We start from the raw sequence: 25,936 nt of genomic DNA, 5'->3' as shown, positions 1-25,936 counted from the left end.
TGATTTTTATTACGATAATTTCAAAGCAGATAGAGAGTTTTTCCACAGTTTTTCGGCTAAATCTGACTCAGCTATATTTAAATTTTCGGCCAAACTTTTGAGTACAAACGGTAAGTTTACAGGAGTATTGCGAGTACGCTGCTCAGCAGAGGTTTGACAGCAAAGTGGTGTCATATCCGGACAGTCCGTTTCTATTACCAAATGCTCAGCACCTATAGCTTGCACAACGGTATGAAGCTTTTTCGCATTTGGGTTAGTCACTTGCCCCGTTACACCAATTTTAAAACCGAGTTTAATTAGGCCTTTTGCTTCTTCTACGCCACCACTAAAGGCATGAGCAATTCCACCGAGTTTAAACTTATGGGCTTTTAATAGAGCAAGAACATCTCCATGCGCCTTTCGAATATGAAGCAGCACTGGTTTTTGGTATTGCGTTGCCAGTTCTAACTGGTCAGCAAAATACTGCTTTTGCTTAGCATATATATCGGGCTGCTTATGTTCTTTCAAGAAAGTATCTAAGCCAATTTCACCTACGGCTACACACTCTTCTTGCTGTAAAATTTGTTCAAGATGAGAAAGATGCTCTGGCCTGTGCTGCTCAATATAAAATGGATGCAACCCCGGTGCTAAATAAGAAGTCGGTACATTATCCCACTGCTTAAGCTGGTGATGGGTTTGCAATAATTCATCAAAGCGTGACTGCAAAAAGCCAATTAACACCAAAGCATCTACACCCACTTTTTTAGCCTCAAGGGCTAACTGTTGCCGATCTTCATCAAAATCGGCAACATCAAAATGAGTATGGGTATCAAACAAATGCATTAGCTAGTACTTTTTGCAACGGGAGCCGAAGCTGGTTTGGCTTTAGGCTGTGGCAAATATTCTTCTTTCAACACATCTTGCAATTGGTCATATGGAATGACTAAACGAGGCAACCCAACCACGTAAGGCCCAATTTCGTACTCACCATATTGAAGAATCAAACCCTGATCACCTAACAAGAAGTTCTCGGTAAGTTTAAATGGCCAAGCTTGTTCATATTCACTCACACTATTGGCAAGCTTTGAGTCGGTCACCCAAGCTTTAAATACTTCATGTGCTAACTTTTCTAAAGCCGCTTTTTTCTGCGGGCGTAATAAGTCTTCAAGTTTGATGTGCTTTTGTTCTTTTAAATCAAAATTATAATATTGCTGTGCTGCCGAACCATGTGCACCACCTAAATAGCTACTGCTATTGACGACAACGGTTACTACTTTACCTTGTGACTGTATAATTTTAGGTTTCACTAAAAGGTTAATTTGATGATTATTACTTAACGCTTTTAATTCGTTGTCTAAGCCAACAAATGAATTTGCATAACGCTGAACTTCAACATCAAAACTATCTTGTTGGTTAGCAGCAGCAACTGCAGAGGCCTCTGTATTTTTATCAGTTTTTCCTGCTTTTTGATCTGGCTTCGCAATTTCAAGAATCTGACCAAGTGCTTTTAAAACTTGTTGGTCAATAATCTTATCAATGAAAGGATAGTTACTTTGCAGGCGCTCTACTCTAAAGTCTGGGCAAGTTTTACCACTACAGTCTGGCAAAACCACCTTACTAGGAACTGTTTCCCCTTTTAAAGTCAGCTCTACTGGCTTTTGCTCAACCACTGCGGTTTTTTGCTGATCTTCCGATTCTTTAGGATCACTTTTAGGCTGACATGCCACTAAAAATAACGCAGAAGCAAGTAGCGTTAAACGGAACGAGGCCTTAGAAGTTAACATCATATTTTGCCTTTATTCTGAGAAGATTATGCATAACTGATATGAAGTTAGCGCATCTATAAGTAGGTTGCAAATTCTGCTACCAACTTAGAACATTTGTTCATAAACCTCAGGTTGTAATATTTTTTTAGTTTGCTCTGTCGTTAAATAAATATCAAGCTGAGGAGCATCTTTGGTAATCTGATTTGCCTGATAATGCAAACCTACACCTTCACCATCAAAGAACCAGTCTGCTTGTCCCCAATATAAGGTTTTTGGGGCGTCTTTTTTGACGTCAGCGCTTTGCTTTTTGAGCCAGTCTTGATAAGCAGTTTGCACGATTTGATGCACAGTGGTTTGTTGGTCTTTTTGAAGTACATCAAGCAAAGTTAAACTTTTATGCAATTTACGATCAGCCACAAAAAAATAATAACGATCTTTTATCGTGACTTCTTCCTGTTTACTGTCCAACCCTAATTGCAATAAAACATACTGATTACGCTGCGAAGCAATGCGCGTATGAATGTGTAACTCATAGGCACGGTTTTTAGAATATTTATCTTGCCATTCATCAGACTTTTTGACGTAAGCATCTACTGCTTGTTGCAAGCTCAAATCTTTTTTCAAATCAATTTGAGTCTGAATGACTTTCGCCTGATTTTTTTCAATCCAGCTATTTAACCAAGTATCTTGAGTTTTTATCGTTTGAATATCGACATCAATACAGTTTTTCTTTTCACAAAAAGGCACTGCATAATTCGCTTTAGTTTCGGTCAAATTTAAATAAGGTAATACCTCTGCTTTCTCAGCAGAGTGATCTTTAGCAGAAGCTACATTTTTTTGAGAGGATGATGAGGACTGAGTACCCTTCCAGACAAATACAGAAATTAATGCTATGGCTGCAACTACAAGCGCAATAATTGCTTTTTTACTCAAATTCATTTCATCATCCTTTCTTATTTTTCAAAACAAAACAGCTTCTATTCGAAGCTGTTTGTTATGTTTACATGATTAGTGTTCACGAGTGTTACGGAACTGAATGTCAGGCCAACGCTCTTGCATAATCTGCAAGTTCACTCGGCTTGGAGCAAGATACGTTAAGTGACCGCCACCATCAATTGAAAGCTGGTCGTGTGCTTTTTTCTTGAACTCATTAAGAATCTTGTCATCATCACAATGAATCCAACGCACAGTATTTACACTTACCGGCTCGTAAACACAGTCAACTTTATATTCTTCTTTCAAGCGGTAAGCAACAACGTCGAACTGAAGCACACCAACTGCACCCACAATCAAATCATTGCTAATTTGCGGCATAAACACCTGAGTTGCACCTTCTTCAGACAACTCTTTCAAACCTTTTTGCAACTGTTTTGACTTTAATGGATCTTTCAAACGTACACGGCGGAACATTTCTGGCGCGAAGTGTGGAATACCAGTGAAGTGCAAGTTTTCGCCACTAGTGAAAGTATCACCAATCTGGATTGTACCGTGGTTATGTAAACCAATAATATCCCCCGGCCATGCTTCTTCTAAATGCTCACGCTCACCAGCCAAGAAAGTCAATGCATCACTAATGCGGACTTCTTTACCAATACGCACATGGTTCATTTTCAGACCTTTCTCGTATTTACCTGAACAAATACGCATGAACGCAATACGGTCACGGTGTTTAGGGTCCATGTTGGCTTGGATTTTAAATACAAAACCAGAGAAACCTTCTTCTTTCGCTTCAACCACACGCTCTTGCGTTGGGTGAGCTTTAGGTTCAGGTGCCCAGTGCATAAATGCATCTAGAACGTGGTCAACACCAAAGTTACCTAATGCTGTACCAAATAGAACAGGTGTTTGTTTACCTTGTAAGAAAAGTTCGCGGTCTAATGGCTCATTTGCCATTTGTACAAGCTCAAGCGACTCTTCAAATGAAGCCCAAGCTAACTCACCTACTTTTTCACGAATATCGGCATGGTCATAACCATCACGCACTTCAATATCTGTAATCGTTGAACCAAAACCTGCTTTGTACACATACAATTTATTTTCAAGAATATTGTATACACCAGCAAAGTCACGACCCATACCAAGTGGCCATGTAATTGGTACACAACGAATGTTTAAAACGTTTTCGATTTCGTCTAACAACTCAAGTGGCTCACGAATTTCGCGGTCCATTTTGTTGACGAAAGAAATAATTGGTGTGTCACGCATACGACACACTTCCATCAATTTGATGGTACGCTCTTCGACACCTTTTGCACCGTCAATTACCATGAGTGCAGAGTCAACCGCGGTAAGCGTACGATAAGTATCTTCCGAGAAGTCTTCGTGCCCCGGTGTATCGAGTAAGTTAATCGTGTGACCTTTATATGGGAACTGCATAACAGACGTGGTGATCGAAATACCACGTTCTTTTTCCATTTCCATCCAGTCAGATGTAGCTGCACGGTCAGATTTACGGCTTTTTACCATCCCTGCAACCTGAATCGCTTTACCCCATAACAACAGTTTTTCTGTCATGGTGGTTTTACCGGCATCGGGGTGGGAAATAATAGCAAATGTGCGTCGTTGAGCGACCTGTGCCGCTAACTCATCTTTAAAACTCATGAAATACACCTACTGCGTAGATTGCAGTGCCAAAGATCTAAAGTCGATCAAAATAAAAATTGGCGTAATTGTAGCAGATTTATAGGTACTGTTTAGAGATTGTTGAGTTGTCTGCCCGTGTTTTCATGTCGGGAATATTTTTCGTAAAGCCCTAAAGAACTCATAGCGTTCACCATTAAAAAAGCCTGTTCAATATAAACAGGCTTTTTATGAATAAACTTAGAAACTTATGCCAATTTCTTTTCCTCAATAAATTGAACATCGGCAATTTGGGCATCCCAAAATTCAGTCCACAATGCACAATAATCAAGACATAGTTTTGTTAAACTTTCATAGTCACTTGGAGTAATCGCTTGTGCTAATGCAAACCACAAGTCGTCTTGATGGTCATCATCAGCAGCTTCAGCCGTTTCATCTGTTGAAACACCATGTACGTGATAATAACCCCCACCCTCAACATCAATATTTACAAACTTGGTTGCTTGTCTTAATGGTGGGCTAAAAAGAATGACTTCTTCTTCTGCTACGGCCAATAAAGCCACAACTTTCATATAGCTATCATAAGAATCTTCTAAGAATGTTCTTACCTGATCTGAAATTTTAGAAGGTTTATAATTACGGCGGTCTGCCTCAGTCAAACCATAATCATTTAATAAATCTTCATATAAAGGATAATGTGCATATTCAGGGTTCCCTAAATAATAATTATCTTTACCTAAACCCGGTCTAAAACCGAATTCATCCAATATATTTAAGCTTAATAACACCCTAGGAAACATTTTAGCGCCAGAGTGAAGCTTTGGTTCCAACTGCTTCGTGAGAAACTGCGCCTGTAATAAAGCATCAGTAAAAATTTGTACGATGGCATGACGATATTCTAAATGAATACGTATCAGGGTTTGTTTATCAAGATAACCATTATTTAATATTTCAATGGCTGGATGATGACTTACTGGTAAATGTGCAATTCTATTCCTTAACTGTTTGAGAAATTGTAAGTTTTCTTCCCACTGTTGGGCAGAAATACTGTTTTTCATACCTTGTAATGCTTTTTGTCTTGGATTATCAAAGTCTTCAAATTTTTTTGACATAATCATTCTCAATAAAAAGTTTTTCTTATAGTTAAGCTGTGGGTCATCCCTCTATTTCCATTTTGCACTCATTTGCTAAAAGGATAAATTCCGTATACCCATACTTAACGATCCGATATTATGTTCATTATCTCAACAAATCAATGGATTAATTAATATTATTTAAAAAAGTAAACTAATGCCAATAAAATATAAAAATTCATAATTTTTAAAATAAACCAAACTATTGAATAAATATGATTTTTTAAATATCATAAAATAAGTTTTATTTAAGCTTTCATACTTTACAATAGCAAAGTTAATCAAAAAATATCTATGACGGGGCAACCAATGTCAAAAAGAGAAACGATTATAACAACAGCAATGACCCTTTTTAATCAAAAAAGTTATACCTCTATTGGTATTGACAAAATTATTGCTGAATCCAATGTTGCAAAAATGACGTTCTATAAGTACTTCTCTTCTAAAGAGATTTTAATTGAAGAATGTCTTCAACGACGGATTTTAGAGGTTCAGGCATCTTTATTAGACAAAGTTAACAGTGTAAACAACCCATTAAATAAACTTAAAAGTGTTTTTAATTGGTATATCGACTGGATTAATACTGAAGATTTTAATGGATGCTTATTTAAAAAAGCGACCATCGAAGTACTACAAATGTATCCATCTGTTAAAGTTCAAGTTAATAAATACCGAAACTGGATTTACAATGTAGTTTTTGAAATATTTTCAGATTTAGAAATTGAAGATCCAAAAGTTCTAAGCAGCCTTTTTCTTAATATTATAGATGGACTTATTATTGATGCCACCGTTAATAAGCCAGAAATCAACCCTGAAGAAACATGGTCTTATATAAACAAACTAATTGAACTCGAAACAACCCTGAGATGTGCAGCTGCTTAAATAAACTTAATAATTTAGTTTATTTATATAAGCAGACTTGCTTCTTCTCTTAATCAATATAAAATTTAGGCCGATATGTACTCGCTACATAGCGGCCTTAACTTTATATAATTTTAATTATTTAAATATTCCTTAATAAAAATATAGTGTTAGGTAAGCTTATTTATTCAAATTAATTAATCACTCATAAAAATACTCTTTAAAATATACACCAGTAACATGTCTCGTGTATCTCCCCTGTTTGTATCGAGTAATTGCATAATTGCCCCATCCATTACAAACAAAAACATATAAGCATCTTGTTGGGTGGCTTCTTTCTTTAAGGTTAAAAGCAAATTACAGATTTCATTAATGAGCCAATATCTATACTGCACCACCACTTGATAAGCTGTCGGGTAGATTTTTTCAATTTCAAAAATAGCTCTAAATAATAAGTAATAGTTGCCATTTAAATTGGTATGTAAAAAGAAAATCTTCTTGAGCTTTTCACGTAAGGCTAAATCTTTTTGTATGTAAATGATTGAGTGTACTTGCTCTTTTAAGGCATCTTTTTGAAAGTTTAGGCACATTTCAACTAGCCGCTGTTTAGAGTGGAAATAGTTATAAAATGAGGCTTTCGGGACCTCTGCCTCTCTCGCAAGACGATCGACACCGACGTTGTGAAAACCATGTTGACTAAAAAGATAGCGAGACTTATGCAGCGCACTTAACGCGCGAAATGAGAGATTTGAATATGGCATATATGTACCGTTATAAATTAATTTGTTGTTGTGTCTAAATGAGAAAAAACGGCTGCAACTTTTGCTTTGGGCAAAAAAAGCATGCAAAGGCCCCAAAGATGGCCCTAACGCATCTCAAGTTTTATTGTTCATATGATTTTTTAGTCGTGACGAACTAAAGTCTGAAAACTCAAAAGTAATCAAACCTTGTTAAAGACTAATCTGGTGGTATAAAAAAAGTATGCATAGCCAACTCCTTATATTTGGAGTTCTGCCAAAGCATTAATTTAGAATTATGGTGGCAGAACGAGCAAGGGTTCGCAGACTGATAGTAAAGAATCAGCACACCCGAAGGTGTCCCTCACTCGTCCTACCGCAACGAGCGAGGGACGATTTACACACAAGACTACTCCTCAGAGGGAATAATCTGATGCCTTTACTAATCGGTCTGCGACAACCGGCTGGCAATGTAGGCCAGCAGGCAAAGGATAATCTGAGAGTTTAGAAGTGTCAATGTGGAATTTATGCCAAGATTTTAAATTTCTTATTGTTTTTCATTAGATTAACTAAATTATTATTTTAGATATTATATATACAAGTATTTTTTATTTTTAAGCTAATGTCGAGATTAAACAAAATGAGCGCCTTGTGACTGGATCAGTTGCCCTACATTTACAGGCATACCCAACAAATAACCTTGGAACTGCTGACAGCCTAAACGCGTTAAAATTTCGACTTGCTGCTGAGTTTCTACTCCTTCGGCTGTTACGGTTAAACCTAACTTTTTTGCCAAGTGAATAATACTTTCTAAAATAACTTCTTCTTTTGAACCCGGTTTTAAATCGACAATAAAACCACGGTCAATTTTAAGCTCATCGACTGGTAAGTCTTTTAAATATAAGAAGCTTGAATGCCCTGTTCCAAAGTCATCAATTGCCACTCGAATACCCATATCACGCAGTCGCTCACAAGCACGAATACTTAAGTCGATATGTCGCATTGCAGTTGATTCGGTAATTTCAACAGTAAGGTGATGAGGCTTAATTTGGTATTTTTTTAACAGGCTTTCGAGGGTACTAAAGAGCTTTTTATTTTCAAACTGTAAGGCCGATAAATTGACTGCAACTGGATAAAAATGAGTATTATTACGTTCCCATTCCTGAATTTGCTGGCAAGCTTGTTCAAGCGCCCAATATCCCATTGGAATAATTAAACCTGTCTTTTCTGCGCCACCAATAAACATATGTGGTGTAAGCATACCCAACGTTGGGTGGTTCCAGCGAATAAGCGCCTCTACCCCACAAATTTCAAGATTGGTATTAAACTTCGGCTGGTAATAGAGAACAAATTGCTTTTCGTCGACTGCTTTATATAAATCGTTGATCAGTTTTGACTGACTTCTTGTTTCTTGTTGATGAGTAGAATAACTAAAGACGGTATAAGTGTTGCGGCCTTGCTCTTTGGACATCAGCATTGCTGCATCGGCATTCATAAGTAAGTCTTGAACATTTTGCCCATGTTCAGGAAACAGTGCGATACCAAGACTCGCTGAAATGTTAATTTCTTTACCGGAAATTTGATAACTTTCTTGAATGAGCTGCAATACTTTTTCAGCTAAATATACGGCTCCATCAGTATCAGTATTTTCAGCTATTAATAAAAACTCATCACCACCAATTCTCAGCAACTTGCATTTTTCACTAAGCTGCCAATGTAAACGGTTTGCCATCTGAATAAGGAGTTGATCTCCAATATGATGTCCAAATGCATCATTTACCGATTTAAAACGATCTAAGTCTATATAAAGAAAAGCAATTTTTTGGTCTTTATAACGATGGTCTGAAAGGAGAACTTCGGCGTAGTCAACTAAATATAGTCTGTTTGGTAGCTTAGTTAGATTGTCTTGAATGGAGAGATTGGCGAGTTCTTTATTGGCTTTTCGGAGTTCTAAATTTCTCTGATTGAGTCGTTGTTCCAGTACAGCAACGATAAAACTCGCGACCAGAACCAAGCAGGTGACTAAAATAATGGTAAACAGCAGCAAATCATGTTCAGCCTGATACTGGCTTACAAATTTATTGGTAATATTTGTCGCAATAAGTGCCGTATAGTGCATTCCCATAATGCTTAAAGTCATCATGACTGCGAAAGCTAGTTTTAAACTTACGCGATTACGGTCACTTTCTTTTAACTTATAAGCTAGTAAGAAAGCCAAGCCCGAGCCACTCATGGCAATTAATACAGAAAATAGAATTAAGAATGAGGTGTAATCTTTCTTATAAAGATCGATATTCCAACCCAACATACTCACATAGTATGAAGCGGAAATACCAATTCCCATAATGACTGAACTTAAAATCAGTCTCACTAAAGGTAAGGTATAACGAGAAGTCAGCCAAATTGAGATACACGAAAGTAAGGCACTAATACCGTAAGAAAGTGTAATTAATGGAACATTCGACGCTGAAGTTTCAAATATGTGGTAAGCATTCATACCAACAATATGGACAATACTAATGGCTGCTCCGAGCAATAAACCATTCAGTATTAAAATAAGAGGCTCAACTTTTCTATAAGCTTGCTTAAATATTAACTGCTCCATGGAAATCACAATATAGCAAATAACGCCAGCCGCAATAAAAGAGCCGACGATCAATGTGCTATCGTAATCAACATGACCCATACTGGACTTCCATGATTATTCAATACTTTTTTTTATTTTGTTCAATTCATTGCACAAAATACAATTAAACACGTTAAAGAAATATTAGTAAATTTGACTTTTTTAGTCAGTTATAAACAATAACATTATCTAACATTTGGTCAAGTATTTTTTACTTTAGAAATCAATAAACTAAACAAAAATTAAGCATCCAATTATATGAAAAATATAGGATTTCTTGAGTCTAGGTCAGCTGACCTTAATGATGATTTTTTAAGCTTGGTTTTTAGCTGAATTAAAATAAAAAACCCTGCATTAAGCAGGGTTTTTTAGAAACACTAGAAAAGAGACTTAGTTTTTCTCTTTATCTACGATTTTGTTTGCTTGAATCCAAGGCATCATCGCACGTAACTTATTACCAGTTACTTCAATACCGTGTGCAGCATTTTGACGACGACGAGCTGTCATAGATGGGTAGTTCAACGCACCTTCTTGAATGAACATCTTCGCGTATTCACCAGATTGAATACGTTTTAATGCATTACGCATTGCTTCACGAGATTGTTCGTTAATTACTTCAACGCCAGTTACGTATTCACCATATTCAGCGTTGTTAGACACTGAGTAGTTCATGTCAGCGATACCGCCTTCGAACATCAAGTCAACAATTAACTTAAGTTCGTGTAAGCACTCGAAGTAAGCCATTTCAGGAGCATAACCAGCTTCAACTAAAGTTTCGAAGCCCATTTTAACAAGTTCAACTGCACCACCACAAAGAACTGCTTGCTCACCGAATAAGTCAGTTTCAGTTTCTTCACGGAATGAAGTTTCGATAATACCTGTACGACCACCACCTACGCCAGAAGCATAAGAAAGCGCAACGTTACGCGCATTACCAGAAGCGTCTTGGTGAATTGCGATTAAGTCAGGAACACCTGAACCACGTTGGAATTCTGAACGTACTGTGTGACCAGGAGCTTTAGGCGCAACCATGATTACGTCTAAGTCTTTACGTGGAACAACTTGGTTATATAGAACAGAGAAACCATGAGCAAATGCTAAAGTCGCGCCTTCTTTGATGTTTGGCTCAATCACGTCACGGTAAAGTTGTGATTGGAATTCATCTGGAGTCAAAATCATTACGAGGTCAGCTTGCTTAACTGCTGCTGGAACTTCAGCAACTTTAAGACCCGCATTTTCAGCTTTCTTCCAAGAAGCTGAACCAGCACGTAAACCTACAGTTACGTCTACGCCTGAGTCTTTAAGGTTAAGTGCATGTGCATGACCTTGAGAACCGTAACCAATAATCGCTACTTTCTTGCCTTGGATGATTGATAAGTCACAGTCTTTGTCGTAAAAAATTTGCATTTGTGTTCTCCGCTAAAATACTTTTTTAAAAAATTAAATGGCTAAAACTTTTTCGCCACGGGCGATACCAGATACCCCTGAACGAACGACTTCTAGAATGGTGTTTTCTGAAAGCGCATCAATAAAACCATCTAATTTTTCAGTTGTCCCTGCTATTTGAATGGTATAGGTTGTTGATGTCACGTCTACAATTTGCGCACGGAAAATATCCGCTGTACGCTTAATTTCAGCACGTGAAGCACCTAACGCTTTTACTTTAATCAACATCAGTTCACGCTCAATGTGTGAACCTTCTGATAAATCTACTACTTTTACAACTTCAACAAGTTTGTTGAGTTGCTTCGTAATCTGTTCAATTTTATGGTCATCACCATAAGTGGTTAACGTTAAACGTGATAACGTAGGATCTTCGGTTGGGGCAACATTCAACGTCTCAATGTTGTAGTTACGTTGACTGAATAAACCCACCAAACGAGAAAGCGCACCAGCTTCGTTTTCAACGAGTACAGAAATAATATGTCTCATTATGTACGCTCCCCTTTACCTAACCACATATCCTTCATGGACTGACCTGCGATCAACATTGGATATACATGTTCTGTGCGATCAACCATAACGTTGATGAATACACATTTATCATTAATCGCCATTGCTTCAGCAAGCTTTGACTCTAATTCATCAGCATGATCAATTTGAATACCAACATGGCCATAAGCTTCCATCAACTTGCCAAAATCAGGCAATGATTCAACATATGAGCTTGAATGACGGCCTTCGTAGTTCATATCTTGCCACTGTTTAACCATACCTAAAGCACGGTTATTCAAGCATAAGATCTTCACATTCATGCCGTATTGCTTACAAGTTGAAAGCTCTTGAATACACATTTGAATTGAAGCTTCACCCGTAATACAAACAACTTGTTGATCTGGGAAAGCAAGCTTCGCAGCCATGGCATAAGGTAAACCAACACCCATGGTGCCAAGACCACCAGAGTTGATCCATTGACGTGGACGTTTGTACTTGTAGTACAACGCACCAAACATTTGATGCTGACCAACGTCTGAAGTAATGATGGCATCACCATTCGTTACTTTATATAAAGCTTCAACAACTTGCTGAGGCTTCATTGTGCCATCAGTCGGTGTTTCAAACTTCAAGCCATGAACTTTACGCCATTCATTAATTTGATCCCACCATGCAGCAATCGCTTCAGGGTTTGGCTTAGACACATTCAATTGTTTCAACTGGGTCAACATTTCCTGCAGTACAGGCTCAACTGCCCCTACAATTGGAATGTGCGCCATAATTGTTTTTGAAATGCTTGCCGGGTCAATATCAATATGAATAACTTTGGCATTTAAACAGAATTTTGCAGGATTGTTAGTTACTCGGTCATCAAAACGAGCACCTACCGCAAGAATGACATCAGCATTATGCATTGTCATATTTGCTTCATAAGTACCATGCATACCTAACATACCCACGAACTGTGGATCGTCGCCCGGGAAGCCACCAAGGCCCATAAGCGTGTTAGTTACCGGATAACCCAGTAAATGAGCGAGTTCAGTTAATAATGCTGATGCATTACCTTGAACAACACCACCACCCGTATAAATGATAGGGCGCTTTGCACTTAAAAGTTCATCAATCGCTTTACGAATTTGACCAGAGTGACCACGTGAAGGTGGTTGATAAGAACGCATCTTCACTTTTTCAGGATATTCGTATGCAAATTTTTCTGCTGGATTAGTCGCATCTTTAGGAATATCGACTACAACTGGACCAGGGCGACCACTTGATGCGATATAAAATGCTTTTTTGATAATTGCAGGAATTTCACTTGCGTGACGAACTTGGAAACTGTGTTTCACGATAGGACGTGAAATACCCACCATATCAGTTTCTTGGAAAGCGTCTTCACCAATAAGATGTGATGCAACTTGGCCAGACAAAATCACCATTGGGATTGAGTCCATATAAGCTGTTGCAATTGGAGTTACTGTATTGGTTGCGCCAGGTCCTGAAGTGACCAGTACTACGCCAGTCTTACCTGTGGCACGTGAGTAAGCATCTGCCATATGACCAGCAGCTTGTTCATGACGTACGAGGTAATGATTGATTTTGTCTTGTTGAAATAGCGCATCATAAATATGTAATACAGCGCCGCCTGGATAACCAAAAACATGTTCAACGCCTTCGTCCGCAAGAGCACGAACGAGCATTTCACCACCAGATAAAAGTTCCAACGTGATTCACCCTAAATTCTTTATCACTATTTATGGAAGGCACAAATAGTGTTTCATTCATTGAATTGTCTGCACTGTTATAGCACACATATTGTCTAGTTTTCGTTGCAATAGAAAAATTTCTGTTTTTCAGCCGTATAAGCTTTTTTAACATTAATAAAGCATGTCTGGATATACATACTTTAGTAAAATCAATCTCTCGGCTAGAGAGAATGTCTATTACAAAACATGACGGTTATTCGAAGGGTGATCAAATAATCGCATATAAAACTAAAGAAAGCATTTTTGTTGTTTAATTCACTAAAGTCAAGATTAAAGGAAAGGTTTTTCCATAAAAAAAACTAGCTGACGTTTTTTTAATCTAATATCGAATCGTAAATTTGATCACCCTGTCCCATTATTTATATAAAAAAATACTCTTTTTGATATAAAACCACTCATTCTAAATTGCTTATTTATGAACTTTATTTAAATATAGTCAGTATTTTTTGGGGAACATCTAACATGAACTTATCTTATTTAAAAACAAGCTTATATACAGCATTCACAACAGCGATTTTAGTTTGCTCAAGTCAGAGTCAGGCAGAGCAATATTACAAATGGATAGATAAAAGTGGCTCGACCCACTACACCACGACACCACCGCCTAAAGGCGCGAAACATTTGAACACAGTTTCGACTTATGGCACCCAGCCACCTGTAAAGAATTCGACACCAACCCCAGAACAACAAACTCAAGATAAAACAGATAAAGTAGTACCAGCAGCTAACGCTGTACAGGAAAAAAATACAGCCGTAGCAGCAGCTCCATCTGCGGCACCGGCTCCATCTGCTACAGCACCACGTTAAGTAAAAGAAGAGTGGTGAATGCTTTCACCACTCTTCCATGATTTAAAATAAAGAAGAATGAGTTGGGAAATTTTTATAGCTCATATTAAAAGATAAAATCGTGATCTAAAAACTGACATTTTCCTGTATTTTGCGCTATGCTGTGCAGCAATCTTTCATTTCAATTTTCGTTGTATAGCTTACGTCTATGACTATTTCTCACATTGACCCAGAATATCAAGCAAACACGATTGAACCATCAGTCCAACAAGATTGGGAAAATCGTAAAGTCTTTAAAGTTGCCGACACTGTCGAAGGTAAACATCGTTACATCCTGTCAATGTTCCCTTACCCAAGTGGCAAACTGCACATGGGTCATGTGCGTAACTATACAATTGGCGACGTAATTAGCCGTTTTTACCGTCTAAAAGGCGAAACCGTGCTACAACCAATGGGTTGGGACGCATTTGGTTTACCTGCGGAAAACGCTGCAATTGCCCATAAAGTTGCTCCGGCAAAATGGACATTTGAAAACATCGCTTACATGCGTGACCAATTAAAAAAATTAGGTCTATCTGTAGATTGGGACCGTGAATTTGCAACTTGTACACCAGAGTACTACCACTGGGAACAATGGTTGTTCGTTCAACTTTATAAAAAAGGCTTAATCTACCGTAAACTTTCAACAGTAAACTGGGACCCGGTTGACCAAACAGTTTTAGCTAACGAACAAGTTGAAAATGGTCGCGGATGGCGTTCTGGTGCATTGGTTGAAAAACGCGATATTCCAATGTACTACTTCCGTATTACGGACTATGCACAAGAATTATTAGACGACCTAGACACTTTACAAGACGGCTGGCCTCAACAAGTGTTGACCATGCAACGTAACTGGATTGGTCGCTCTACAGGTATGGAAATTACTTTCCCGTCTGCCAATACCGAAATTTATGCTGATGGCTTAACTGTTTATACAACACGTGCTGACACGCTTATGGGCGTGACATATGTTGCTGTTGCAGCAGAACACCCTCTTGCGCTTAAAGCTGCTGAAAACAACCCTGAATTGGCTGCATTTATTGAAGAATGCCGTATGGGTTCAGTTGCAGAAGCAGACTTGGCAACAGCCGAGAAAAAAGGCATGGCAACAGGCTTGTTTGTAAAACACCCTGTAACTGGTGAACAGCTTCCTGTCTGGATCGCAAACTACGTATTAATGTCTTACGGTTCTGGCGCAGTGATGGCTGTACCAGCACATGACGAACGTGACTTTGAATTTGCGAATAAGTTCAGCTTACCAATTAAGCAAGTGATTGATGCCAAAGGCGCTGACGATGCAGACTACTCTGCAACTGAGTGGCAAGAATGGTACGGTTCTAAAGAAGGTAAACTTGTTAACTCTGGTGAGTTTGACGGTTTAGAATTCCAAGCTGCGTTTGACGCATTCCTTGCGAAATTAGAACCACAAGGTTTAGCAAACTCTAAAGTTCAATTCCGTTTACGTGACTGGGGTGTTTCTCGTCAACGTTACTGGGGTTGTCCAATTCCAATGATTAACTGTGATACTTGTGGTCAAGTCACAGTTCCAGAAGACCAACTTCCAGTTGTATTACCAACTGACGTTGTTCCAGATGGTTCAGGTAACCCGCTTAATAAAATGCCTGAGTTCTATGAAACGAAATGTCCTTGCTGTGGTGGCGATGCACGCCGTGAAACAGATACATTGGATACATTCGTAGAGTCATCTTGGTACTACGCACGCTATGCGTCTCCAGACTTCACTGGCGGTATGGTGAAACCTGAAGCTGCTCAAAACTGGCTTCCTGTAAACCAGTATATTGGTGGTGTGGAACACGCGATTCTTCACTTACTTTATGCACGTTTCTTCCACAAATTAATGCGTGATGAAGGCGTTGTACAAGGTAATGAACCATTTACTAACTTGTTAACTCAAGGCATGGTGCTTGCAGATACATTCTATCGTGAAGCAGAAAATGGTAAGAAAACTTGGTTCAACCCTGCTGACATCGAATTAGAACGTGATGAGAAAGGTCGTATTCTTTCTGCAAAATATTCAGGTGACGGTCAAGAAGTGATTATCGGCGGACAAGAAAAAATGTCTAAGTCGAAAAATAACGGTATTGACCCACAAGCAATTATTGACCAATACGGCGCAGATACCGCACGTGTATTCATGATGTTTGCTGCTCCACCAGATCAATCTTTAGAATGGTCTGATGCAGGTGTTGAAGGTGCTAACCGTTTCTTGAAACGTGTATGGCGTCTTGTAGCAAGTTTCCTTGAAAAAGGAAACGCTGCAACTGCAATCGATACAGCAAACTTGTCTAAAGATGCTCAAGATTTACGTCGTAAGACTCACGAAACGATTCAAAAAGTAAGTGATGATATTGAACGTCGTCATGCATTCAATACTGCAATTGCTGCTTTGATGGAATTGTTAAACGCAAGCAACAAGTTTGAAGCAAAAGATGACAATGATGTTGCTGTAGAACGTGAAGCAATCACAACATTGTTAACGTTACTTGCTCCATTTGCACCGCATTTAAGTCAAACTTTATTGACTCAGTTTGGTACGGACTTAACAGCAGCAATCTTCCCTGAGGTTGATGCTTCTGCATTAACACGTAATACCCAAACGATTGTTGTACAAGTAAATGGTAAACTTCGCGGTAAACTTGAAGTTTCTGTCGATATTTCTAAAGATGACTTATTAGCTCAGGCTAAAGCATTACCAGAAGTTCAACAGTTCTTAACAGGACCAACCAAAAAAGAAATTGTGGTTCCAAACAAATTGGTTAACCTCGTGGTTTAATTACAGGTATTAATGAGAGGATCAAGCATGCACTTAGCCAAACGTTTAGCCGCTGTTGTTTTAACCTTAGGCCTTAGTGCAGGCTTAGTCGGGTGTGGTTTCCATTTAAAAGGAACTAACCCGACTGCGACTCCACTTGTTTATAAAAAGTTAAGCCTTGAGTTACCGGCAAAAACCGATGACCTAGAAACACAATTAAAAGTGTATTTAGCTGCAAATGGCGTTCAGTTCAGCAATGACAATGATGCGTATGTTCTTCATGTTTTAGAGTACACACCGCGTCGTCAACTTCTAAATGGTAAGCTTACAGAAGTGTTATTACGCTTAACTGTGACTTTCCAGATTGAAGACCGTCAAGGTAATAAAATTACCGAGCCACGTACTTTAACTGCATCTCGTAGTTATCAATACGACTTGGCAACGGTTAACACTGAGAACCAGCAAGAAGGTTACTTACAACGTATTGTGATTGATGACATTGCACAGCAAATTACTCGTCAAATTTCAGCAAACCGCTTACCAAAAGCTCAACCATAAGATTTAATTGTTCTTAAGTAATGAAACTTGACTATTTACAAGCTCTTAAACGCATTCCGGAAGCTCGGGGTGCGTGGATCCTGCATGGACAGGAACCATTACTTGAACAAAACTTATTAGATACTTTCCGCAAAAGCTGGCAGCAGCAAGACATTGAAAGACAGCGCTATGACATTAGTAGCGTGAGTGACTGGAAAAATGTTTTTAATGCACTGAACAGCTTGTCTTTATTTTCGCAGCAACTTGCGATTGAAGTTCATGGCAATATCAAGCCCGATGCAAATGGTCTAAAACAGCTTAAAAGCTATATTCAACATAATGAAACTAACCTGCTGTTAATTGTTTTACCTAAACAAGACAGTAGCAGTTTAAAGTCTGCTTTTTTCCAAGTTGTCGAAGCAAACGGCGTTGTTGTTGCTTTGACTGCCAACTATCCGCAAGACCGTCAAAGAATTTTAACTGCTGAAGCAGAGAAGCTCGAAATTCAACTCGATAATGACGCTTGGCAGTGGCTCATGCAGCATCATGAGCACAACTTACTCGCTGCTAAAAATAGCTTGATGCGTGTACGTGATACTTTCCCAGACCAGAAGCTGATTCAAATTGAACAGCTATATGCATGTCTACAAGATCAGTCCCGTTACACCACTTACGACTTAAGCGATGCTTTATTAGAAGGTAATCTCGCGCAGTCGATTAAGATATTCCAGTATTTAATTGGTTCTGGTGAACCTGAAAGCCTGATCTTATGGACATTAAGTAAAGAAATGCGTTTACTCATGCAGTTGTTTGAACAACCGCATAATGCATTGCAACTCGGTATTTGGAAAACAAAAGTTAGCTTATATCAGCAAGCTTTAAGAAGACTCAATCCACAGCAGTTTTTAGGCTGGTCTACTCTACTCTTGCAAATCGATGCTGCGATCAAAGGCATGTCTAACGAAAATGCCGAACATTTGATGCAACAGGCAATTGCCGAGTTGTGTGGGAAAACATTATTTATACAATAGAACAGTCAAATCCTTTGCCTGCTTGATTGAAATATCATAAAAATTCACGTTTTATCCTCAATTGACTCTTATACTAATTAAAATTTTAGACTTTTCGACCTCTCGCCATGCCAAAAATAAAGCCAATTAAACTCGTTATTATTGTCGTCTGTATAGCCGTTATTGCTGTATTAGCTTGGAAGTTTTTAAAGCCTAAACAACAGCAGCCTCAATATATTACTGCCGAGATAACTCGCGGAGATATTGAGAATAATGTACTTGCAACCGGTACGCTTGATGCAACCAAACTGATTAGTGTCGGTGCTCAGGTATCTGGTCAGGTTAAAAAGATGTATGTACAGCTTGGCGATCAGGTCAAACAAGGTCAACTCATTGCACAAATTGACTCGACTACCCAAGAAAACAGTTTAAAAACATCCGATGCCAATATTAAAAACTTAGAAGCACAGCGCCTTCAACAAGTGGCATCTTTAAATGAAAAACAACTTGAGTATCGTCGTCAGCAACAAATGTATGCTCAAGATGCAACACCTCGTGCAGATTTAGAGTCAGCTGAAGCTGCTTATAAAACCGCTCAGGCACAAGTTAAAGCATTAGATGCACAAATTGAGTCTGCGAAAGTTACTCGTTCAACAGCACAAACAAATATTGGCTATACACGTATTGTTGCGCCAACTGATGGTACGGTTGTTGCGATTGTGACTGAAGAAGGCCAAACCGTAAACGCGAACCAAAGTGCTCCTACAATCGTTAAAATTGCGAAACTGCAAAATATGACGATTAAAGCGCAGGTGAGTGAAGCCGATATTATGCGAGTAGAAAAAGGTCAACAGGTCTACTTCACTACTCTAGGCGATGACAGCAAGCGTTATGCGACTTTACGTCAGATTGAGCCTGCTCCAGATTCAATTTCTAGTGAATCAAACAGCACAACAAGTTCAACTAGCAGTTCAGCTGTTTACTACAACGCTTTATTTGACGTTCCAAATACAGATGGCAAATTGCGTATTGATATGACTGCTCAAGTTTATATCGTATTAGATTCAGCAAAAAATGCCTTATTGGTTCCATCTTCTGCTTTAAGTAGTAAACAATTTTCTGGTCAAAGAAAACCTGGTCAAACAGCTGACAAAGCAAGCTCTACACCAAGAGCAGAGCGAAAACATGAAGGTAATGGTGCTCGTTTAGAACGCTTAAATTTAACTCCTGAACAAAAACAACTTATTGAACAAGGCAAAGCAACGCTGAGTGTCGTTCGTATTTTACAAGCAGATGGTACGACTAAACCAACGCAAATTTTGGTGGGTATTAACAACCGTGTAAACGCACAAGTACTTGCCGGATTAAAACAAGGTGACCAAGTTGTGATTGCTGATAGTTCAGAAAACTCTGCAGCTTCTGCAAATAGTGGTAATAACCGTCGCCGTAGCGGTCCAATGGGAATGTAAGCATGACAAAACAAGCTTTGCTTGAAGTCAGCAATCTGGTCCGGGAATTCCCTGCTGGCGAAAGCACGATTCAAATTTTAAAAGGCATTGACCTGACCATTTATGAAGGCGAACTGGTTGCCATTGTCGGTCAGTCCGGCTCTGGTAAATCAACACTCATGAATATTTTGGGCTGTCTGGACCGCCCAACAAGTGGGAGTTATAAGGTTAATGGTCAAGAAACCGGTAAGCTAGAACCCGACCAGTTAGCGCAGTTACGCCGCGAATATTTTGGGTTTATTTTCCAGCGTTATCATTTACTCGGTGACTTGTCAGCCGAAGGTAACGTTGAAGTTCCAGCTGTTTATGCAGGTGTTACTCCTTCAGACCGTAAACAACGTGCAACTGCCCTACTCACTGAATTAGGTTTAGGCACTAAAACTCAAAACCGACCGAGCCAACTTTCTGGTGGTCAACAGCAACGTGTTTCGATTGCCCGCGCCTTAATGAATGGCGGTGATGTAATCTTAGCCGACGAACCAACAGGTGCACTCGACTCACATAGTGGTGTTGAGGTTATGCGAATTTTGCGTGAACTCAATGCGGCTGGTCACACCATTATTTTGGTTACACACGATATGCAAGTTGCAAAAAATGCAACGCGTATTATCGAAATTAGTGACGGCGAAATTATTAGTGACCGTCCTAATATTCCAGACCAATCTACAGAAGAAGTTAAAACTGACCCAGATGCAGCCCCTGCTCTACAAAACAAGCAGAAAAAAGGCAAAAGTATTTCAGCTTGGCGTTCAACCTTAGACCGCTTATCTGAAGCATTCCAAATGGCTTTGCTGTCCATGAACGCACACCGCATGCGTACCTTTTTGACCATGCTAGGGATCATTATTGGTATTGCATCTGTCGTAACGGTGGTAGCGCTGGGTAATGGTTCACAAAAGCAGATTTTGGAAAATATTAGTGGCCTCGGTACTAACACAATTACGGTATTCCAAGGTCGTGGTTTTGGTGACAACTCCAAAACAGCCAATTTTAAAACGCTGGTGCCTGCCGATGCTGACGCATTAATGACGCAGCCTTATGTGAGTGCAGTCAGTCCAATGGTCAGCACATCCAAGACTATGCGTTATCAACAAAATGAAGCGAATGCGACCATTAATGGCGTAAGTAACGACTTCTTTGACGTAAAGGGACTTGTCTTCAAAGATGGTCAAACCTTTGACCAGCGTAGTGTCCGCGACCGCTCACAAGATGTAGTCATTGATACCAATACTCAAAAACAATTCTTTAGTGATGGCACCAACCCAATTGGGCAAGTGGTATTACTCGGTAGTGTGCCGGCTCGTATTATCGGGATTGTAGAGCCTCAAACTAGCGGTATGGGTTCAGATGATACACTCAATGTGTATATGCCTTATACCACGGTCATGAGCCGTATGTTAGGGCAAGCCCATGTTCGTAATATTGTCGTACGTATTAACGATAAATACTCGACCAACGCCGCTGAAAACGCGATTGTTAACTTATTAACACAGCGCCACGGTGCCCAAGATATTTTCACCATGAACAGTGACAGTATTCGCCAAACCATTGAGAAAACAACCAGCACCATGACGCTTCTGGTCTCAGCAATTGCTGTCATTTCTTTGGTGGTTGGTGGTATCGGTGTAATGAATATTATGTTGGTTTCGGTGACTGAACGTACTCAAGAAATTGGGGTACGTATGGCTGTCGGCGCTCGACAAAGTGATATTTTGCAGCAGTTCCTAATCGAAGCAATTTTAGTGTGTTTAATTGGTGGTGTACTCGGCGTATTACTTTCGCTCGGCCTAGGACAGCTCATTAACAAAGTGGCCGCAGGTAATTTTGCAGTGGCATATTCGACGACCTCTATTGTGGCTGCATTTGTTTGCTCAACATTAATTGGTGTCGTATTCGGTTTCTTGCCTGCCAAAAATGCTGCAAAACTCGACCCTGTTGCAGCACTATCACGAGAATAAGGAAAATTGCATGTCTTTTTCAATGACTAAACTTAGCGCAGCACTTCTCCTCACCAGTTCTCTTGTGGGATGTGCAGCAATGGTTAAAACACCTTACCAAGCACCGTCTGTACAGGTTCCGGGTAGCTTTCAGTACGACAACCCAACTAAAACGAAAACTGTATCAGTTGCACAATACTCTGACCGTTGGTGGACACTTTTTAACGATGCGCAGCTCAACCAACTCGTAAACAACGTATTAGAACGTAATAGCGATTTGGCTGTTGCAGGGATCACCTTAAAGCAAGCTCGCCTGAAAGCTGATTTAACTGCAAATCAACAAGGCTTGCGTACCAGTTCAAATGTTTCTACAGGTCATAGTTTCGATTTAAATTCAGGCGATGATAGTGCTAAAGGAGTATCCTTAAGTGCAGGCGTAAGTTATGAACTTGATTTGTTTGGCAAGCTTGCTCGTCAAACCGAAGCAAGTAAATGGGAAGCTTTAGCGACTGAACAAGACTTACAGTCTACAGGGCAAAGTCTGATTGCCACTACAGCGAAACTCTACTGGCAACTGGGCTATTTAAATGAACGTTATGCAACTGCACAACAAAGCTTAGCCACTTCACAAAAGCTTTATCAGTTAGTTCAAACTCAGTATAAAGCAGGTGCAGTTTCGGGCTTAGACCTTACGCAAGCCGAGCAGTCTGTTCAAAGCCAGAAAGCAAGTTTAAGCCAAATTGAGCAACAGCTTGTTGAAACACGTACAGCGATTGCAGTGTTATTGCATGAACCTGTACAACAGCTCAACATTCAAGAACCACAGCGTTTACCACGTACAGCGCTGCCTGCTATTGGTGCGGGTTTACCAGCGGATATTTTGTCACGCCGCCCTGACTTGCAAGCAGCCGAGCTTCGTTTAAGAAAGGCACTAGCAACCAAAGATGCGACTAAAGCAAGCTACTATCCGTCAATTAGCTTAACCAGTAGTTTAGGTTCAAGTAGTACATCTTTAACGGAGTTATTACGTAACCCTGCCCTCACGCTTGGAGCGAGTTTAAGCTTACCATTTTTGCAATATAACGATATGAAGAAAGATATCGCGATTAGCAACCTTGATTATGAAAAAGCGATTATTCAATATCGCCAAACGCTTTATCAGGCTTTCGCTGATGTAGAAAATGCGTTATCAAGTCGTACTGAACTCGACAAACAAGTAGAGTTTCAAGCACGTAATGTTGAACTTGCAGAAAAAACCGAACGTTTAACTGAAGTGCGTTATCGTTACGGTGCTGTTGCATTAAAAACACTTCTTGATGCCCAGCAAACTACTCGTACTGCGCGCTTGAGTCTTGTTGAAACCAAACAAAGCCAATACAACGCTTATGTTACCCTTATGCAGGCGTTAGGTGGTTCGCCTGTAAAAGAGTTGCCGCAATAACTTGCGCCCACTAAAAAAGCCGTAGTCATTCAACTACGGCTTTTTTTATGTCTGAATAAATTTTAAAACTTATTCATCATCCATCATAGATTGGCTCATACCTACAGTATTGAAACCACCATCTACATATAGAATTTCACCAGTAATACCTGAAGCCCAAGGTGAGCATAGGAATAACGCGGCATTACCTACTTCTTCAATTGTTACGTTACGCTTTAATGGTGCAACTTTTTCGTTAGCATCTAACATTTTACGGAAAGATTTAATACCAGAAGCAGCTAAAGTACGGATTGGACCTGCAGAAATCGCGTTTACACGGATACCATCAACACCTAAGCTTGATGCCAAGTAACGAACACCAGCTTCTAAAGATGCTTTCGCCATACCCATTACGTTGTAGTTAGGCATAACGCGCTCAGAACCTTGGTAAGTCAAAGTTAATAAACAACCTTGGCGAGCTTGTAATAAAGGTTTTGCAGCACGTGCCATTGCAACAAAGCTGTATGCGCTAATGTCATGAGCAATTTTAAAACCGTCACGGTCAGTCACGTCAGTGAAGTCACCGTCAAGTGTGTGTGCAGGAGCAAAGCCGATTGAGTGCACAACACCGTCTAGGCCATCCCAATGTTTTGCAAGTTCCGCAAATGCATTATCAATTTCAGCATCAACGGCAACATCACATGGAAACACAAGCTTAGAACCGAATTGCTCAGCAAACTCATCTACACGTTTTTTTAATTTTTCGTTTGGATAAGTAAACGCAAGCTCAGCACCTTCACGGTGTAATGCTTGGGCAATACCAAAAGCAATTGATAATTTACTAGCAACGCCTGCAATCAAAAAGCGCTTACCTGCTAAAAGTCCTTGTGTCATGCCGATCTCACTCAAAACAATTTTCAGCATAATGCCAATATTCAGCAGTTTTCGAAATTGCATAATGCATCTTTTTTCAAAAATCGCACGAAAAAAAATCGCCCCTATAGCGGAGCGACTTTTTATGATCTAAATTTTAGTCATCAGCCAATAAGCCAAGTAGACGTAAGAACGAGATATACATCCAGACCAAAGTTGCAAGCAACGCAATACCACACAACCATTCCATGAATTTTGGAGCACGATATGCTGCGTTAGTTTCAATTAAATCAAAATCTAAAATTAAGTTAAGTGAAGCAATCACTGCAACAAATGCAGCAAAACCAATTCCTAACCAGTTACTTTCAAAAATATAAGGAACACTTGAACCAAATGCTAAACGCATAACCATCTGCACGATAAATACAATAAAGATCGCTAAAGATGCAGAGACAACAACTGATTTGAACTTTTCAGTAGCACGGATAATTTGGAACTTATAGAGACCAAACATCACTAAAGTGGTTACGAAGGTTGCCAATAAAGCTTGAAGAGGAACGCCAGGATATTTCAACTGGAAAGTAAATGAAATACCACCTAGAAACGCCCCTTCAAATAAGGCATACGGAATTGCTAATGTTGGCGCAGTTGTTGGTTTAAACGTTGTAATTAAAGCTAAAACCAAGCCACCAATTGCACCCACAATTGAAGCTGCATAAGCAATACCAACATTTGCAGTAAAGGCTGCATAGAAAAATAAAGCGACACCCACTGCGGCAGCAATGATGGTCAACATCACAGATTTTTGAATCGCACCTTGCACGGTCATCGGTTGACTATAGTCACTGACCGTTTCAACGCGAGTCAGTATCGGGTTATTACTTTGCATAAATGCTCTCTTTTTATAATAAATAAACTTAAAACATCATTTTAAGCAAAATGAATATGAAAGCCAAATTAGCCCTTGGCATTATTGTAACAATGTCCTTTAAACAATAAAAAAGGGAGCTTTAGCCCCCTTTTCATTTTTACTTGAACAACGTCATTAATCTTTACCATCAGTATTCATAATGAAAAAGTATTCACGGTAATATTTAAGTTCAGAAATTGAGTCACGAATATCATCCATTGCCAAATGCGATGCATTCTTTTTCAAACCGCTCATGATTTCAGGGCGCCAGCGTTTTGAAAGTTCTTTTACCGTAGATACATCAAGATTACGGTAGTGGAAATACTGCTCAAGTTCAGGCATAAGACGGTGTAAGAAACGGCGATCCTGACAGATCGAGTTACCACACATGGGTGAAACTTTTGGATTCACCCATTTTTTTAGGAATTCTAAAGTTTGTAACTCAGCATCACGGGCGGTCAACTTACTACGACGAACTCGTTCAATTAAACCTGACTGGCCATGCTGGCGAGTGTTCCACTCATCCATTGCATTTAAAATACGATCAGGTTGATGAATAGCCAAAACCGGACCTTCGGCAAGTACATTTAAATGATCATCTGTAATAATTGTTGCGATTTCAATAATCTGGTCGTTGTCGGTATCTAAACCGGTCATTTCCAGATCAATCCAAATTAATCGTGTATTTAAAGTACTGCTCATGTATGTACGTTCTAAAATGCCGTAAAAACATCAATAGTAGCAAATTTCTTGCTTCTGCGCT

21 protein-coding genes are annotated in these 25,936 nt (G+C 39.4%); 8 read left to right on the top strand and 13 right to left on the bottom strand.

What is annotated here, in order from left to right:
- Nucleotides 1-9: 9 nt before the first annotated feature.
- From B554_RS0111160 to B554_RS0111140, 5 genes are all read right to left on the bottom strand, one after another.
- Complete coding sequence (locus B554_RS0111160) at nt 10-822, bottom strand: TatD family hydrolase (protein WP_019458101.1); 813 nt, start codon at nt 820-822, stop codon at nt 10-12.
- Nucleotides 822-1,763, bottom strand: coding sequence for an RsiV family protein (locus tag B554_RS0111155; RefSeq protein ID WP_019458100.1), 942 nt, complete (start codon nt 1,761-1,763; stop codon nt 822-824). The genes B554_RS0111160 and B554_RS0111155 overlap by 1 nt, the downstream gene beginning before the upstream one ends.
- Nucleotides 1,764-1,850: 87 nt before the next feature.
- Complete coding sequence (locus B554_RS0111150; protein ID WP_019458099.1) at nt 1,851-2,684, bottom strand: hypothetical protein; 834 nt, start codon at nt 2,682-2,684, stop codon at nt 1,851-1,853.
- A 69-nt stretch (nt 2,685-2,753) separates the two neighbouring features.
- Nucleotides 2,754-4,346, bottom strand: a complete 1,593-nt coding sequence (locus tag B554_RS0111145) for a peptide chain release factor 3 (protein ID WP_004698705.1) — start codon at nt 4,344-4,346, stop codon at nt 2,754-2,756.
- A gap of 227 nt (nt 4,347-4,573) precedes the next feature.
- Nucleotides 4,574-5,437, bottom strand: a complete 864-nt coding sequence (locus B554_RS0111140) for a hypothetical protein (RefSeq protein ID WP_025465191.1) — start codon at nt 5,435-5,437, stop codon at nt 4,574-4,576.
- Nucleotides 5,438-5,767: 330 nt separating this feature from the next.
- Between B554_RS0111140 and B554_RS0111135 the strand changes: the two genes are divergently transcribed.
- A complete protein-coding gene (locus B554_RS0111135) occupies nt 5,768-6,340 on the top strand; it encodes a TetR/AcrR family transcriptional regulator (protein WP_019458097.1) in 573 nt (190 codons plus the stop codon).
- A 176-nt stretch (nt 6,341-6,516) separates the two neighbouring features.
- On the opposite strand, the gene B554_RS0111130 is transcribed toward B554_RS0111135, so the two are convergent.
- The 5 genes from B554_RS0111130 to B554_RS0111105 form a co-directional block, all read right to left on the bottom strand.
- On the bottom strand, nt 6,517-7,080 hold the full coding sequence (locus B554_RS0111130; protein ID WP_019458096.1) for a TetR/AcrR family transcriptional regulator: 564 nt from the start codon (nt 7,078-7,080) through the stop codon (nt 6,517-6,519).
- A gap of 607 nt (nt 7,081-7,687) precedes the next feature.
- Nucleotides 7,688-9,742 carry a GGDEF domain-containing phosphodiesterase gene (locus B554_RS0111120; protein WP_019458094.1) on the bottom strand — a complete coding sequence of 685 codons (2,055 nt, stop codon included), beginning with the start codon at nt 9,740-9,742 and terminating at the stop codon, nt 7,688-7,690.
- A gap of 330 nt (nt 9,743-10,072) precedes the next feature.
- Nucleotides 10,073-11,089 carry a ketol-acid reductoisomerase gene (gene ilvC, locus B554_RS0111115; RefSeq protein ID WP_004698717.1) on the bottom strand — a complete coding sequence of 339 codons (1,017 nt, stop codon included), beginning with the start codon at nt 11,087-11,089 and terminating at the stop codon, nt 10,073-10,075.
- A 33-nt stretch (nt 11,090-11,122) separates the two neighbouring features.
- Nucleotides 11,123-11,614, bottom strand: a complete 492-nt coding sequence (gene ilvN / locus B554_RS0111110) for an acetolactate synthase small subunit (protein ID WP_004698718.1) — start codon at nt 11,612-11,614, stop codon at nt 11,123-11,125.
- A complete protein-coding gene (locus tag B554_RS0111105) occupies nt 11,614-13,338 on the bottom strand; it encodes an acetolactate synthase 3 large subunit (protein ID WP_004698721.1) in 1,725 nt (574 codons plus the stop codon). The genes ilvN and B554_RS0111105 overlap by 1 nt, the downstream gene beginning before the upstream one ends.
- 504 nt (nt 13,339-13,842) lie before the next feature.
- On the opposite strand from B554_RS0111105, the gene B554_RS0111100 reads away from it, so the two are divergent.
- The 7 genes from B554_RS0111100 to B554_RS0111070 all read left to right on the top strand — a co-directional run bounded on the left by B554_RS0111100 (nt 13,843) and on the right by B554_RS0111070 (nt 23,411).
- A complete protein-coding gene (locus tag B554_RS0111100; RefSeq protein ID WP_019458093.1) occupies nt 13,843-14,187 on the top strand; it encodes a DUF4124 domain-containing protein in 345 nt (114 codons plus the stop codon).
- Nucleotides 14,188-14,374: 187 nt separating this feature from the next.
- Nucleotides 14,375-16,999: a leucine--tRNA ligase gene (leuS, locus tag B554_RS0111095; protein ID WP_019458092.1), complete on the top strand. Its 2,625-nt coding sequence runs from the start codon at nt 14,375-14,377 to the stop codon at nt 16,997-16,999.
- 27 nt (nt 17,000-17,026) lie between these two features.
- Nucleotides 17,027-17,536 (top strand): LPS assembly lipoprotein LptE, encoded by a 510-nt coding sequence (gene lptE / locus B554_RS0111090; RefSeq protein WP_004698727.1) that lies wholly within the window; start codon nt 17,027-17,029, stop codon nt 17,534-17,536.
- Between the two features lie 20 nt (nt 17,537-17,556).
- Complete coding sequence (gene holA / locus B554_RS0111085; protein ID WP_019458091.1) at nt 17,557-18,546, top strand: DNA polymerase III subunit delta; 990 nt, start codon at nt 17,557-17,559, stop codon at nt 18,544-18,546.
- A gap of 107 nt (nt 18,547-18,653) precedes the next feature.
- Complete coding sequence (locus B554_RS0111080) at nt 18,654-19,994, top strand: MacA family efflux pump subunit (protein ID WP_019458090.1); 1,341 nt, start codon at nt 18,654-18,656, stop codon at nt 19,992-19,994.
- A 2-nt stretch (nt 19,995-19,996) separates the two neighbouring features.
- On the top strand, nt 19,997-21,991 hold the full coding sequence (locus B554_RS0111075) for a MacB family efflux pump subunit (protein ID WP_019458089.1): 1,995 nt from the start codon (nt 19,997-19,999) through the stop codon (nt 21,989-21,991).
- 22 nt (nt 21,992-22,013) lie between these two features.
- Nucleotides 22,014-23,411: an efflux transporter outer membrane subunit gene (locus tag B554_RS0111070; protein WP_081400369.1), complete on the top strand. Its 1,398-nt coding sequence runs from the start codon at nt 22,014-22,016 to the stop codon at nt 23,409-23,411.
- Nucleotides 23,412-23,480: 69 nt separating this feature from the next.
- On the opposite strand, the gene B554_RS0111065 is transcribed toward B554_RS0111070, so the two are convergent.
- From B554_RS0111065 to orn, 3 genes are all read right to left on the bottom strand, one after another.
- Complete coding sequence (locus B554_RS0111065) at nt 23,481-24,284, bottom strand: enoyl-ACP reductase (RefSeq protein WP_004698737.1); 804 nt, start codon at nt 24,282-24,284, stop codon at nt 23,481-23,483.
- Between the two features lie 136 nt (nt 24,285-24,420).
- Nucleotides 24,421-25,152: a Bax inhibitor-1/YccA family membrane protein gene (locus tag B554_RS0111060; RefSeq protein ID WP_019458086.1), complete on the bottom strand. Its 732-nt coding sequence runs from the start codon at nt 25,150-25,152 to the stop codon at nt 24,421-24,423.
- Between the two features lie 156 nt (nt 25,153-25,308).
- The gene (gene orn / locus B554_RS0111050) at nt 25,309-25,875 is read right to left on the bottom strand and encodes an oligoribonuclease (protein WP_000099436.1); all 567 of its coding nucleotides are present in this window, start codon (nt 25,873-25,875) and stop codon (nt 25,309-25,311) included.
- Nucleotides 25,876-25,936: the final 61 nt, after the last annotated feature.

It is taken from the genome of Acinetobacter sp. GG2, from assembly GCF_000292385.1.
Classification (GTDB): Bacteria; Pseudomonadota; Gammaproteobacteria; order Pseudomonadales; family Moraxellaceae; genus Acinetobacter; species Acinetobacter seifertii.
This window is presented reverse-complemented; position numbering and strand designations above follow the sequence as displayed.